Raw genomic sequence first — 15,237 nt, forward strand, 5'->3', positions numbered from 1 at the left:
TCATTAAAGGATATGGGGAATTGGGAATGAAATCCGTTTGTACATTGTGGGTGATGCTGATGTTTGCGGCCGCGGGGGAAAATGTCATGGCATATGCCGCGTCCGGGGGGCCGGCAGGATATGTCGAATGGGTCAGGGGCGAGGTGCTTATTGAAAATCCGAACCTGGCTCCCCGGTATGCCAAAAAAGGCGAACCGCTTTATAAAGGCGATAAAATCCGAACCTCCGGGCGTGGAAAAGTGCAATTCACACTCAAAGGGGATATCATCAGAACCCGAAACGGTGACAAAGCATGGAGAGGGGAAAGCAGGCTGATACTGGCTCCGGAGACAGAACTGATGATCATCAGGCATGTTTATCATTCCAAAGAAAAAACCCGTTCCTCGTTTATTGACATGGGTCTGGGAACTGTCCGGTTTCTGGTAAAAAAACTGATGGACTGGGATTCAAAATTCAAGGTAAGGACAAATATGGTTATGGCGGGAGTGGAGGGGTCTGATTTTATCTTACGGTCAACCAATGAATTCACTGAAGTGACGACCTTTGGTGACACCACCCTGAAAGTCGTGCGTCTGTCTGCGCCGGACCAGCCTTTTTTGATAAAACATTCCCAGGGGATGAAAATTTCTGAACACGGCTGCCTGTCCGTGAAGAATACTGCTGATACGAAAACCGGCGATCTGTCGTTTTATCCGGTCAATGTTCTGTCTGACCACGGAGCCACAATTGTTTCAGCAGATGATATGGTTTCGGTCCCGTTGCCACCGGCGGCCTCATCACTTACCGTGAAAAAAGCCAGGGTCTCCCCCGTGCTTCCCCCGGCTCCGATAGGGACTGCAACAGAGCCTGAGATGGAAGATGAAATTCTGTCATCACACCATACTTTTATAATGGATAAGATAACCAGAGATGAAGATGATGTAAGAACAGAGCAGGAAGATAAGATGCCAAGACCGCCGATTCCTCCTCAAAAAGCGACAATTTGTAAATAACAATCAGTATGAAAAGTTTCCGGACTGTGCGCGGTGCGGCAAAGAAACCCGTTTTTTTTCCAGGACGGGGTGCTTTTTCCCGCCGGAAAAACCCGGTTTTTTTCGCGTGTCCGCCATGTCTGCCCTGTGACAGCCCGAAAACTTTTCGATCTGCTGACATTAATTCCCTTAGGGATTTCCCCAAAATAAAATACCCGGAAATGCAGAAACGTAGGGTGGGTGGAGCGAAGCGGAACCCACCCTACGTTTTTTGTATCAGGTACATTATTTATTTCGAGTTCCTTTATTCCCAAATTCCGGTTTGGGGACGGACCTTATGATCTGATCAGTTGTTTGCTAAGTATTTTATAACCTGCTGTTTTTACACAGTCTGCCTGATAAATCAATTGCTATTTTTTATATTTTAAACAGGTTGACCAGATAATGGGGATATAATTCCCCCTTTTTATACCTCCTTTATCCCCCCTTCATCCCCCCTAAAAACCCCTCTTGACGGGTCAGTTCAGAACACTGTAATTTATGATTGGATAGGAATCACAGTGACACCCGATAATCAAGTTTTTTCTGTTATTCTGTTCGACGACCCGAGAGAGCTTGTCGAAGTCTGAGTTCACGCCGAAGCCTGCGAAAGCAGGAATCCGCTGCCTCGGAACTGTAGCGTCGGCCCCAAACAGATTCCTGCTTTAACAGGCATGACAGGCTCCTGGTCCGAATCGGATTATAGAAAGCTTGATTATCGAGTGACAGTACTCCTTCTGCCTATTACAAGCCGTATTATTCCGCTTCAAAACTCGGAGCAATACTGTCCGACACTTTCATGTGCTTCATGCCAAAGCGTCATCACCATTAAGTTAAAGGTAAAATTTTTTCCTTTTATGAAAAAAAGAAGCATGAATATTCGCGGCCTGACTTGATGACCCGGATGCCGGAGCGTGAATGCAAAATTAACGAGATCAGCGTGGGAAATAAGATCAAAATTTTATCATCTGTAACCTGTCTCTGATTTGCCATGTGCCGACGGACGGACAAAGGTTTTTTGAAACTTTGAAAAAACAAACGCTTAACTTAAAAAAGGAGGATATTATGGACACCTGCGAACTGCCCCGTTGGGGCCCGGAACCCCGAAGCAGATTCCGGGATGTGTGCGGGACAGCGAAAAAACCCGGGTTTTTCCCGGACAAAGTGTCTCCTATACCGGAAAATTCGGGTTTCTCTCCTGTCCGTCGTGTCCGTCCTGTGACAGCCCGAAAACTTTTTGATCTGCTGACATTAAGAAAAAAACTGATTATAACGAATTTAGGGGAGGGCCGACTAAGCCCTGTAAGGGCGGCATATTTGTAGAAAATCATGTTGCGAATATGCCGCCCTTACGGGGCCTGGCTGACCCGGCATGATGAATGCTAAAAATATGCCGCCCCCCACGGGGCTTGGCCGACCTCCCCTAAATCCGTTATAATCAGCAAATGGTTAATTCTTAACATCTGACATCCTGAAAGGACAGACAAAATGAAATTTATTCAAAGGAAAACCTGTGTCATACTGTTCGTGGTCGCTATAATGGCTGTTCCGGCTTATCCGGGTTCGGACAATATTTCAAAAGGCGCATTATCACAGGAAACATCCCTCAGAATCATCGGAGGCATTGAAGCAGACCCGGGAGCCTGGCCCTGGATGGCAGCACTGGTCAGAAGTGAGGAAATTTCGTATTATGACGGCTTTTTGTGCGGGGGATCACTGATTCATCCCCGGTGGGTGGTTACAGCCGCGCATTGCGTAAAGGAGGAGTTGGCCTGGACCGAATCTGACATGGCTCCCGAGGATGTTGATATTGTGCTGGGAGCCCATGATCTGACAAATAATGAGGGACAGCGGATCCGCGTAAAAAGAATTATTTCCCATCCTTCCTATGTCAGTTCGACAAGTGATTCAGACATTGCACTGTTGGAATTGGAAGCAGATGTCTCTTATCAGCCAATCCCAATGGTTGCAAGGGATGCTGTCCTTGACGAAAAAGAAGCTGTCATCACGGGCTGGGGGCTGACAGATAATTATTTCTGGTGTCTGGCTTCAGAGACCCTGCAACAGGTTTCCGTTCCCATTGTTTCCAATCACACATGCCGGGAAGCTTACAGTGAGGAGACAATTACCGACAATATGGTATGCGCGGGTTACAGCGATGGGGGCAAGGACACATGCCACGGGGACAGCGGGGGGCCTCTTATGGTGCAGGACGGAGATACCTGGCACCTGGCCGGAATCACCAGCTGGGGCCAGGGATGCGCGGAACCGGGATATTACGGAGTTTACACACGGATATCACAGTTCACTGATTTTATTTACGAATATATGTCCGACCTGAGTATCGCCCTTCCTGAAAGGGCCACGGAAGGAGACGGTCTCCTCAGTGTCAGGGGAAGTGTGAATATAGAGGAGACTTCGGACACTGATCTTGTGATACATCTGAGTTCGGACAAACCTTTGGAAATCACCATCCCGACCACAGTCACGATTCCCGCAGGCCGGACCTCGGCTGAATTTGACATCACTGTCCTGGACGACAGTCTTCTGAACGGTGTCCGAACGGTTACTGTCACCGCATCTGATCCGAACGAGGGATTTGCAAGCGCTATGATTAAAGTAAATGACAATGAAACAGCAGTTCTGAATATCAGTGTTCCTGAAAATGCTGCTGAAGGCGACGGTGTACTCAGCGACCAGGGCTTGGTGACTGTCAGCGCAGCCCCGGATTGTGATATCCTGGTATTCCTGAGTTCGGATGATACAACCGAAGTGTCTGTCCCCGCAACAGTGACAATCCCCGCGGGGGAGACCTCTGCAACATTTGATATAAGCATTCTGTATGACGGAGAAGCAGACGGCACTCAGACGGCTGTGATTACCGCATCTGTTCCGGGATGGACGGCCGGCACAGACAGCATTGACGTGCTTCATAATGAAATTGATTTCTTTACTGAGTGGTTTGAAGCGGGTGATGATCTGGCTTTTCAGACTCTGATCTTCACTCCTGACGGTTCTGGAAATTTCTACACCGCGTGCCGGGAAGCAGCTTCGGATTTTCTCACCGATCCTGCTGGCGGAACTCCGATTGATCTGGGCGATGACGATTATGAAGAAATCACTCTGGCCGGAGGAGCGGAAGTATTTCTCTACGGCGTCGGCTATTCCTCGTTTTATATAGGCAGCAACGGATATATTACTTTTGGACAGGGAGACGATAATTATGGATGGGACCCCTTATCCGAGCATTTTGGACTGCCCCGGATTTCCGCTATATTTACTGATCTGTATCCGACACAAGGAACAATCATGTGGGAACAACGGGATGACAGAGTTGTTGTGACTTATCAGGATATCCCGAAATATTTGTTTTTTTCCGGTGCCAGCCCAGACACAAGCAGCTTCCAGATCGAAATGTTTTTCAACGGTGTCATTCGTATCACCTACCTGGATATTTCCGCAAATGACGGCATCGCAGGTCTGTCAGAAGGAAACGGCATACCTGAAGGCTTTTTTGAAAGCGATCTGAGCAGTTACGGTCCCTGCGGACCTTCGCTCTTATTGGAGATTCCTGAAACTGCGGCCGAGGGAGATGGTCTTCTTACAGGTAAGGGCATCGTAAGTACGGATGCGGCTCCGGACAAGGACCTGTGGGTAGGCCTAATATCGGATGACACATCAGAACTCACCACGGTGCCTGCCGGGATAACCGTGAGTGCGGGCAGCACCTCGGCGGCTTTTGATATTAAAATTTCAGATGACAGTCTTCTGGATGGCACGCAGACCGTCACCCTGACCGCCTCTGCCACAGGATATTATGACGGAAGAGCGACCATCAGAATCAGCGATAACGAGACCGCTGAACTGACAGTAAGCGTGCCGGAAAGGGCTGTGGAAGGCGACGGGGTTCTCATGGGACAAGGTACGGTCACGTTCAGCAGACCCGCTGATGACGATATCACCATATCCCTGGCTTCGGATGATACCACGGAAGTCACTGTCCCGGAAACAGTGATCATACCTGCGGGTGAGACCACGGCGATGTTTGATGTGACGATCATCTATGACGGAGAGGCAGACGGAACCCGCACAGCCTCGGTAACAGCGTCAGTACCCGGATGGACCGCGGGAGGAGATACCATTGAGGTGCTTCATAATGAAATTGATTTTTTTACTGAACAGTTTGACGGAGACAATGATTTGTCCTATCAGACCCTGACATTTACACCTGACGGCTCAGGAAATTTTTACAGTGTCTGTCGTGAAGATGCTGCGGATTTCCCCTCTGATCCTTCCAATGAAACCATACTTTGGCTTTCCGATGATTCTTATGCGCAGGCGGATCTTTCTCAGGGAGCGGAGGTATCCCTTTACGGTGTGAGTTATTCTTCGTTTTATGTGGGAAGCAATGGCTATATCACGTTTGATTCGGGAGATGACAGCATAGCCGGAGCATTATCCGATCATTTCCGAATGCCCCGTATTTCAGCCTTGTCCGGGGACCTGGATCCGGACTGGCTAAATGTGAGCTGGACAGAGTCAGATGACAGGGCAGTTGTGACGTATCGGGATATTCAGGGATATTTCGACGGCGGTCTGAACAGTTTTCAGATTGAAATGTTTTTCAACGGCGTTATTCGCATCACTTATCTGGAAATTTCATTAAATTACTGTGTAGCGGGCCTTTCAGGGGGAAATGGTTTGCCGCAGGGCTTTTTTGAAAGTGATCTTGACAGTTATGCCCTTTGTAATCCGCCGAACAGGCTGTTCATAGATCTTCCTGAAAAGGTTGCCGAGGCAGATGATGTGCTTGCTGATCAGGGAAAGATAAGCCTGGAAAACCCGTCAGACTGGCATCTGATTGTGGAGCTTGATTCAGACGACATCTCTGAAATTGTCGTACCGGCCGCTGTCCTCATTCTCGCGGGGGAGATTTTCACAACATTTGATCTGAGCATTATTGATGATGCTTTATCTGACGGGGTGGAAACAGTAAAAATCACAGCATCGGCTGAGGATTGCATGTCCTGCTCGGAGACCATCCAGGTGGCGGACAAAGACGCTGTTGCCATTCCCGGTGATGCGGATTACAGCGGAACCGTGGAACTGGAAGACGCCATACGCATTCTGAAGCTGCTGGCCGGAATAAAGGTGAGGCATGTTTATCACGATTCAGACGTAAACGGAGACGGAAAAATAGGCCAGGAAGAGGCGATGTTTGTCCTGATCAGACTGGCAGAATAATGATTTAACGTCCCGGAGGGATGGCTGAAAACAGCCTGGCAGTTCAGTTCATTACCGGGGTAAAAAGAGGACCGGACAATGCAAAACAACAAATGGGAAGCCGAAAATTGCCAAACTGTAAATTTGGCACTCCGGAATTTAAAAACTATAGGAGAGAAAACAAATGGAAAAAATTAACATGAGGATGAAAAATTTTCATTTCAAAAGGATGGCATCGGTATGCCTCATGCTAATGCTCCTCATTATTGCCACAGGTTGCAGCGGTGGTGACGGAGATGGGACTGAAGATAATGCTGTTCCGGAAAAAACAGAGGTGCTGCGGTCGGATCTGTCTCATGAGGATTCGCCGGACGTGGGCCCGGATGAGCTTTACGAACTGACCGAAGGAAACAGCGTGTTTGCCTTTGATCTCTATCAGGCCCTACGGGACCGGGACGGTAATCTTTTTTATTCACCTTACAGCATTTCCATGGCCCTTGCAATGGCTTATGCTGGTTCCCGAAATGAGACAGGGCAGCAGATGAAAAGCACATGTCATTTCACTCTGTCCCGGGAACGCCTGCATCCGGCTTTCAATGCACTGGACATCGAACTTGCAACCCGGGGCAGAACGGCTGAGGGACAGGACGGAGAAGGATTCCGGATGAATATCGCCAATTCCCTCTGGGCACAGAAGGATTACGCTTTTCAGCAGGATTTTCTGGACACCCTGGCACTGAATTACGACGCGGAAATGAGGCTGCTTGATTTTGTCCGGTTTCCGGATGAGTCCCGAATCATTATTAACAACTGGGTGAGTGAGAAAACAGAAAGTAAGATTAAGGATCTGATTCCGCCTCCCCTCTCACCGGACACGTGTCTTATCCTCGTCAATGCTGTTTATTTCAACGCGGCGTGGGAAGCGCCTTTTTCTGTGGAACATACTGATGACAAACCTTTTTATTTGTCTGACGGCACATCGCTCACCGTACCGATGATGTTGCAGAAGAACGATTTTAATTATGGGGAAGATAAAGATTATCAGGGGGTTGAACTGATGTATGACGGCGGAGAGATGTCAATGGTGATCCTGGTTCCCCGGGCCCGCGAGTTTGAGGAATTTGAGAAATCTCTGGATAATATCCGAGTCAGAGAAATTCTGTATGATTTTGAACCGAAAAAAATAATTCTTGAAATGCCGCGCTTTACTTATGCGTCAGAATCTGTCAGTCTGAAGGACACACTGGGGCAAATGGGGATGCCGGCTGCTTTTTCCTATTCTGCCGCTGATTTTTCCGGTATGGACGGAACCCTTTATTTGTTCATCGGGGATGTGCTGCACAAAGGATTTGTATCTGTAGATGAAAAAGGCACGGAAGCAGCGGCTGCAACCGCTATTACTGGGCCTGGAAGCGGTCCTGATGCTTCGGAACCTCTGGAACTCACCATTGACCGGCCCTTTATATTTTTCATCCGTGATATTCAGACACATACCATTTTATTTATCGGCCGTATCCTTAATCCGGTCGGGGTATAAGGAAGAAAATAATGAAAAAGTATTTGGTTACGGGTTTATTATTTGCATGGGTTTTCATGCTTGCTGCCTGTGGCGGAGGCGATGACAGCGAGGGGGGCGGCAACAGTCAGATTTCTGATCTGTCCGAAACCGAAATTTTCCAATACATCCCCCTTGACTGTTCAACAGAAAAACAGAATAAATTTGTTTATGAGATAATGACAAACAGTTATTTATGGTATGACAAAGTTCCGGAGGTTGATTATAGGGACTACGCCTCGCCCGAGGCCCTGTTGGACGCCATAAAATATGATACCCTGGACAAATGGAGCTATATCACATCAAAAGAAAAATTTTACGCGTATTTTAAATACGGAGAATATATAAGCATGGGGTTTGGTCTGAAATATGATACCAACGGTGATGTCCGTGTCAGCTTTGTTTATAAAAATTCTCCTGCTGATCTCGCCGGTATAAAAAGAGGTGAAAAGCTTATTGAAATTAATGAGAAAACAGTAAAGGAAATAGAAGACAGTCATCTGTGGAACAATGTTTCCGGACCGGATGAGGTGGGGATAACAAGTCTTTTAGCCCTTGAGGATTCAGAGGGCCTTGTCAGAGAGACGGAGATAAGAAAAGAGCGGATAAGCATAAATACCGTTTTGTATGATGAAATATTGATGATTTCCGGATTAAAAATCGGTTATCTGGTTTTTAAAAGCTTTATTGAAAGTTCCCCGACAGAATTGGACACGGTATTTGATTCCTTTAAACAGGAGGAAATTGACGAACTGATTCTGGATCTGAGATATAACACCGGGGGCAAACTTTCGGTGGCCAGGCATCTGGCAAGTCTTATCGCGGGGGATAATGCAGCCGGAGAAATTTTTCAAAAATACATACATAATGACAAATATCGAGATCGGGATTACGTCATGTATTTCACCAAACCACCAAAAGCCCTGGATCTGGACCGGGTTGTCATCATCACCTCCGAATCAACATGCTCCGCGAGTGAATCTGTCATTAACAATTTAAAGCCCTTTGCGGATGTTGTCCTGATCGGTCGTGACACCTGCGGAAAACCTGTGGGAATGTACGGATATGATTTTTGCGATAAACTTATCCTGCCCATTGAATTTAAAACAGCCAACGCGCACAATGAAGGAGATTACTTTGACGGCATTCCTCCCACATGTTATTCAGAAGATGATTTGACAATGCCGTTCGGGGATACACAGGAAGATTCCCTACAGGAGGCATTGAACTATATTCTCACCGAGTCCTGTTCGGATGACAGCGCCAGACAGTCCTTCCGGAACCAAGGAGACCGGAAAAAGATTAAGCTGAATGGTTTCAGGGGAGAAACAGGTGCTTTTTAAAGGAGTGATCAGAATGTCAGAGATTATTCGGAGTGCGGTGGGTTACGCTTCGCTTCACCCACCCTACACCGGGTATTTTATTTTTGGGGAAATCCCTTACACCCAAAACCCATTTTGAAAGGAGGGAGTGATATGGCAACAACAAAAAAGAGAAGTGACAGATATCGGAGAGATTCGGCAGAGGTCTCGCCAGTTGAAACCCCGGTGACAAATCCCGGGGGGGTTCCGAGGCATTTCAAAAGGAATGATAATTCTCCAAAGCAGATGCGTGTTCTGTTTGCCATTGTTCTGGCTGTCCTTCTGAGCGCATGTGTCAGATTCGGCGGTCATTCCCCTGATAAGGAGGTATATGATTATCTGGAGACAGCCAATCATTTGAACGAGGCGCAGAAACAGGAAATGATGCAGGGAAATCCTTTTATCGGCATGACCATGAAAGAGGCTCATCTGGCAATGTATCCGGATCGCTCCGCGGCGGTGCGATTTTCCGACAGGACCCTTCAACATGATTACAGAGGCGGATGGGGTGTCAGATATTCTCTTTTTTTTGACGGAGGCACCCCAAACCGGGTGGAGAATTATTTTTTCTTATCCGACAAAGAAATTGAAGAATTTCGTAAGCCGCGTGATTTTCGTCCTGATTTCGTTTTTGACGGATGGAGGAATCGTTGGTAGTAAATTAACATCCCGGAGGGGCGACTGAAAATAGCCCGGCAATTCATTGCCTTCTCCTTATTTAAGGGCTTTTAGAAAATTCTCCGCTTTGACGTCCACACCTGTCCACAGGGCAAGGGTGCGTCTGGCCTGATTGGCAAGACAGGAAAGACCGTCCATAAAGCGAATGCCCCTTTTCCGCGCCATATCCTGCCAGAAATTCTCACTGCGGCCATAATTCAGATCAACCACCAGCTCACAAACCGGCAGTTCAAGCTTTTGTATCAGATCCGCCAGTTCCGGGGCCTCATCATACCCGGAAACAGAAGTCGCGTTGACCAGAATATTTGCAGGAACAGATTTTTTGGGTAAGGATTCCAATAAATGAGCTTCTCCTCCGATACGATTGACTATGCTCCGGGTCTTATCTTGGCTCCGGCCTGTTATGAAAATGGAGCCTGCATGAAGCCAGTTTAATATAAAAACCACTGACCTGGCCGCTCCGCCCGTCCCAAAGACAATGGCTGATCTGCCCGCCACATCAAAACCCGCCTCTCCCAGCGCATCCATAAAGCCAATGGCATTGGTGTTGTAGCCTTTGAGTTTCCCGCCAGAAGGGACAATGGTATTGACGGAACCGATAATCGTGGCCCCTTCGGAAAGCTCGTCCATATGAGGTATGACCGCCTCTTTATAAGGCACGGTGACATTTGCACCCGCGATATTCAGGACGCTGAGGCTTCTCATTGCCTCGCCGATCATTCCGGGCCTGACCATGAAGGGCACATACCCGCCCTTCATACCAACCTGCCTCATCACTGCAGAAAACATGTCAGGCGATTTTGAATGAAAAATCCGCTCATCTCCCAGAATGCAAAACACATTTGTTTTTATTTTAACTTTAGAACTGACTTGGGTATTTGTCATTTGTTATCCGCCATTTCTTGTTTGTCATACAGATTTTAACAAAAAAATTGTCCGGAGTGCCAAACTTGCAGTTTGGCATTATTTCCGATGTCAGAAAGAAACTGGAATATTCTGCCAAACTGCAAGTTTGGCACTCCGGAGCGCAAAGCCCTTACCTGAAAACCGGAGCATTGCCAAACCGCATTGCCAAACTGCAAGTTTGGCACTCCGGAGCGACAAAGCCTTACCTGAGAACCGGGGCAGCGCCAAACTGTGAGGGACCTTTGAATCGTTCCATCGGGACGGCATTTTTGTAGCAATGAGATGCCCTGTTTTTCCAATATTTTCTCCGGAGTGCGAAAAATACTTTTTCGCAATCGCAAAAATATAATTTTTGCACTCCGGATCCGCCTGGAACTTTTTTTTGTAGCAATGAGATGCCCTGTTTTTCCAATATGTTCTCCGGAGTGCGAAAAATACTTTTTCGCAATCGCAAAAATATAATTTTTGCACTCCGGATCCGCCTGGAACTTTTTTTTGTAGCAATGAGATGCCCTGTTTTTCCAATATTTTCTCCGGAGTGCGAAAAATACTTTTTCGCAATCGCAAAAATATAATTTTTGCACTCCGGATCCGCCTGGAACTTCTTAAGTCAACAGCATTGAAGGGACCCGGGAAGGGGGACGCTCTCTTATACTCAGTAGATCGAAAAGTTTCCGGACTATGAGCGGTGCGGCAAAGAAACCCGGCTTTTTTTTCAGGACGGGACGCTCTCCCCCGCTGGAAAAAGCCGGGTTTCTCCCCCGTCCGCCGTGTCTGCCCGGTGACAGCCCGAAAACTTTTCGATCTACTGATACTGCAAACATGCCGTGCCTACGGGACTTTCCAAACACGCCGCACGCTAAGTTCGGCACTCCGGAGGGACAAAGATTTCAGAGGAAAAGGGAGTCAGAATGAATTATCCGGGGAAAACCTTTCTGAATCTGTGTCTGTGGAAAAATTCGGCCCCGGGGGAAGATCGCTCTTGTTCCGAAGTTTTTCTGACTCCCGGAGAGATGCCTTGTTACCTTCTGTCACTTGCAACGATCAGATGACAAATGACTGTTACAGACCCACCCCTGCCAAATCCGGCCCCAGATATGTGCGTTCATTTTCCCCGAGAATCCCGAGGGACAGACAGATCAGTGTCCACAAATGAACAGAATGATAACCGCCCTCGTAATGTTCGCTAAGATCATGAATTTGGGCATGGCAATTATGACACGGTGTGATGCAATACGTCGCGCCTGTCTCCATTATTTGGTCAAATTTCCTTTTGCCGTAATACCGCCGGGCCTCAGGAAATCCTGACTGTAGAAATCCGCCGCCACCGCCGCAGCAGTAATTATTTGACCTGTTGGGCGTCATATCAACAAAATTTTCTTCCCCCACAACAGATGTTATAACAAAGCGCAGGTCTTCGGCAATAGGGTCGCCCAGAGATTTTCTCACCACCTGGCACGGATCCTGGGTTGTGAATTTTATCTTTAAATCCTTGTTCCAGTCGGAATTCACCTTGAGTTTGCCTTGTCTGATCCACTTGGCGTAATACTCGATAATACTTTTTATTTCAAAACGATGTTCCACATTGAACTTTTTCAGCCCGACCCGGACTGCAAAAAATTCGTGACCTCATTCCGTATTCAGCCAGACCTTGCACCCAAGATCATCCACTGCTTTGGCCTTGATTCTTACAATTTTTTCCCACGCATCAGAATCCTGGCAGAACATGCAATAATTCTCCGCTGCCCAGCCTTTTGTTCCGTAGGTCCAGTCCGCTTCCGCAAGATGGAGGATCTTCCAAAGCGGAACCATTTCGTCAGGCTCGGTGACAGGCTCTCTGGAATTCTGATTCAGGAAAAAATATGCGCCCTCTTTATCCATCGGGGCTTGGAGGGTTTCAAAACCCTTCTGCGTTTCCCGCACCTCCTCTGCCACATCCTCCACCACAAAGCTCCAATCCTCCTCACTTGCGCCCATGGCGCTGCATGTATCGTGCTTCAGGGCCATGTCGCATGATCCCCGGATCCCCCTGGGCTGTTTATCTTTGGGCCAGTTTTTGCGCACATGGGCAATAAGCGAAGGGATATCAATTTTCATGGGACACGCGTAAAGACATCGCTGACACATGGTACACATCCACGCCCAGGGGCTACTCAGGATTTCATCATCCATACCCAGGGACGCCATGCGTAAAAATTTTCTGGGATCCAAATCCTCAAGACCTGTGGCAGGACACCCTGAAGAACAGAGTCCGCATGTCAGACAGAGGTTCAGATTTCCCCCGTCAGGCAGCAGTTCCATCACCTTATCTTTGAAGATACTTTTTTTTCCCAGTTCCAGATCAATGACTTCGGATGACATACTCTTCTCCTTTTCCGGCTTGAGAATTGAATACTGAGAACCGAATGTTGTCTGACCGTCAATTCTCAATTTTCAATTCTCAATTCTCAATTCCTAGAGTCCCAGAAGACCCTTGACGCTTTCAGTGATCTGTTCCGCAGAAGCCGGTTTGGGAAGATAGTCATCAGCCTCCGTACTCATTCCGTCACGGTGAGTATAACGAGTGGAGGTTACCCGGTCAGCCACGGCAGTCAGTAATATCACAGGAATATCAGCATATTTTTCATCGCCTTTCAAATCCCTGCACATCTCGTATCCGTCTTTTTCAGGCATCATGACATCGAGAACAATGGCATCCGGGGGATTTGCTTTGACCTTTTCGAGACCTTCGACGCCATCGTAAGCCACCTCAACTTCAAACCCCTCTTTTTCCAAATTTCCCTGGACAATAGAAGCAAAATCAGGTTCATCGTCAACAACAAGTATTCTTTTTTTCTCGCTCATGGTTTCCCCTCCTTTATATTCAACCTATAAATTAAAAATGGCATAATTAACCTTCAACAACGGGTCTGGGATATAGTCCGCTTCGTTCAGCAATTTCAGGGACCTTTTCTTCCCATTCAATGGCCATGATGTGAAATCCGCTCACGCCCTCTACTTCTTTGAGACGCTGAATTGCCTCCACACAGATATTGATTCCTTCTTCCGGCTGTTTTTCCTTGGGCACACCTGACAGGCGTTTGATCACCTCATCCGGCACATCCATTCCCGGAACCCGATTTTTCATGTACCGGGCCATGCCGGCTGATTTCATGGGTGTCATACCGGCCAGGATAAACACTTTTTCATGGAGTCCCCGGTCGCGGGCCAGTTTCATCCATTCCTCGAACTTGTCGAGGTTATAAATGCACTGGGTCTGGATGAACTCGACGCCGGCCGCGATTTTTTTGGCCAGACGCGGCACCCGTATCTCAAACGGATCTGCAAAAGGATTCGCGGCCGCTCCCACAAATATTTTCGGGGGACGCTTAATATCATCACCGCCCAGGAATTTTCCTTCGTCCCGCATTCTTCGGACCAGCTGGATGAGCTGCATCGAGTCAAGATCGTGAACATTCTGCCCCTGGGGACAGTCTCCGAAACTCTGATGATCTCCTGACAGACACAACATGTTGTGTATGTCAAACGAAGCCGCCCCGAGAATATCGCTTTGCAGGGCAATTCTGTTTCTGTCACGGGTCACCATCTGAAGTACCGGCTCCACGCCCATGAGTTTAAGATGAATACATGACGCCAGGCTGCACAGACGGGTGACAGAGGTCTGGTTATCTGTAATATTAATGGCATCAACATGATTCCGTATCAGTTCGGCCTTCTCCTTAATGGCTTCCGGATCACTGCCGCGCGGAGGCCCGCATTCGGATGTCACACCAAGGTGACCGGCCCTGAGAATTTTTTCCAGTTTACTCGGTGTTTTTACACTCATAGTTTCACATCCTCCCTGACCACTTTTCGGGGTCCCCCTGCTCTGTCTGTGGACCAGTCCTTTAAGGGAAAGATTTTTTCATAATCATCAAGGCGATCCAGTTCTTTCAGCCGATCAATGATTAACTGCCAGGCGCAGTCCAGTTCTTTGTTAATCTCACATTTTCCATTGCTTGATCCGCCGCACGGGCCGTTCAGAAGCCGCTTGGCACATCGGGAAACCGGACAGATTCCGCCTGTATAAGCGAGGATACACTGACCACATGCCTGACATCTTTCTGTCCAAAGTCCCCGCTCTTCCGTAGCGCCCAGGAAACAGGTATTTACTCCCGGATAAACCGGAACAGAATGGTATCTTTCCGCGGTGAACTGAACCCCGACCCCGCAGGCAAGGGAAAGGATCGCGTCATATTCATCCGCTATATCACGAATCTCTTCAAGATACTCATTATCGCATTGTCGTTCCAGGGTTCTCTCATCTATCTTCATCTCTTTCCCCTGGTTGAGAAAATACATCCGCAGGGCCGAGGCCAGTATTCCGACCTCTTTTTTCCCTCCGGCCTCGCACACAGTGACACATTCGTTGCAACCCAGAATGAGAATTTTGTTATAGTCTTTAATTTCCTCTATAATCTCCTCAATGGGCTTTTTATCGGCGACAATCATAAGATTTTACCTT

Annotated in this window: 11 protein-coding genes; 5 read left to right on the forward strand and 6 right to left on the reverse strand. The window is 47.8% G+C overall.

Going from position 1 to position 15,237, the window contains the following annotated elements; translation table 11 throughout:
* Window positions 1-26 precede the first annotated feature (26 nt).
* The 5 genes from dnm_RS10230 (at window position 27) to dnm_RS10250 (ending at window position 9,806) form a co-directional block, all read left to right on the forward strand.
* On the forward strand, window positions 27-992 hold the full coding sequence (locus dnm_RS10230; RefSeq protein WP_207682556.1) for a FecR family protein: 966 nt from the start codon (window positions 27-29) through the stop codon (window positions 990-992).
* Window positions 993-2,498: 1,506 nt separating this feature from the next.
* Complete coding sequence (locus tag dnm_RS10235) at window positions 2,499-6,254, forward strand: trypsin-like serine protease (protein ID WP_207682557.1); 3,756 nt, start codon at window positions 2,499-2,501, stop codon at window positions 6,252-6,254.
* 163 nt (window positions 6,255-6,417) lie between these two features.
* Complete coding sequence (locus dnm_RS10240; protein ID WP_207682558.1) at window positions 6,418-7,770, forward strand: serpin family protein; 1,353 nt, start codon at window positions 6,418-6,420, stop codon at window positions 7,768-7,770.
* Between the two features lie 11 nt (window positions 7,771-7,781).
* Window positions 7,782-9,131: a S41 family peptidase gene (locus dnm_RS10245; protein ID WP_207682559.1), complete on the forward strand. Its 1,350-nt coding sequence runs from the start codon at window positions 7,782-7,784 to the stop codon at window positions 9,129-9,131.
* Between the two features lie 132 nt (window positions 9,132-9,263).
* Complete coding sequence (locus tag dnm_RS10250; RefSeq protein ID WP_207682560.1) at window positions 9,264-9,806, forward strand: hypothetical protein; 543 nt, start codon at window positions 9,264-9,266, stop codon at window positions 9,804-9,806.
* Window positions 9,807-9,863: 57 nt separating this feature from the next.
* On the opposite strand, the gene dnm_RS10255 is transcribed toward dnm_RS10250, so the two are convergent.
* The 6 genes from dnm_RS10255 to dnm_RS10280 all read right to left on the reverse strand — a co-directional run bounded on the left by dnm_RS10255 (window position 9,864) and on the right by dnm_RS10280 (window position 15,224).
* Window positions 9,864-10,712, reverse strand: coding sequence for a shikimate dehydrogenase family protein (locus tag dnm_RS10255; protein ID WP_207682561.1), 849 nt, complete (start codon window positions 10,710-10,712; stop codon window positions 9,864-9,866).
* 90 nt (window positions 10,713-10,802) lie between these two features.
* Window positions 10,803-11,204, reverse strand: coding sequence for a hypothetical protein (locus dnm_RS10260; protein ID WP_207682562.1), 402 nt, complete (start codon window positions 11,202-11,204; stop codon window positions 10,803-10,805).
* Window positions 11,205-11,795: 591 nt separating this feature from the next.
* Window positions 11,796-13,094, reverse strand: coding sequence for a (Fe-S)-binding protein (locus tag dnm_RS10265; protein ID WP_207682563.1), 1,299 nt, complete (start codon window positions 13,092-13,094; stop codon window positions 11,796-11,798).
* 93 nt (window positions 13,095-13,187) lie between these two features.
* The gene (locus tag dnm_RS10270) at window positions 13,188-13,577 is read right to left on the reverse strand and encodes a response regulator transcription factor (RefSeq protein ID WP_207682564.1); all 390 of its coding nucleotides are present in this window, start codon (window positions 13,575-13,577) and stop codon (window positions 13,188-13,190) included.
* 46 nt (window positions 13,578-13,623) lie between these two features.
* Window positions 13,624-14,559, reverse strand: a complete 936-nt coding sequence (locus dnm_RS10275; protein ID WP_207682565.1) for a methylenetetrahydrofolate reductase — start codon at window positions 14,557-14,559, stop codon at window positions 13,624-13,626.
* Complete coding sequence (locus dnm_RS10280) at window positions 14,556-15,224, reverse strand: methylenetetrahydrofolate reductase C-terminal domain-containing protein (protein WP_207682566.1); 669 nt, start codon at window positions 15,222-15,224, stop codon at window positions 14,556-14,558. The genes dnm_RS10275 and dnm_RS10280 overlap by 4 nt, the downstream gene beginning before the upstream one ends.
* Between the last annotated feature and the right edge of the window lie 13 nt (window positions 15,225-15,237).

The sequence above is a fragment of the Desulfonema magnum genome (assembly GCF_017377395.1).
Taxonomy (GTDB): Bacteria; Desulfobacterota; Desulfobacteria; order Desulfobacterales; family 4be13; genus Desulfonema_C; species Desulfonema_C magnum.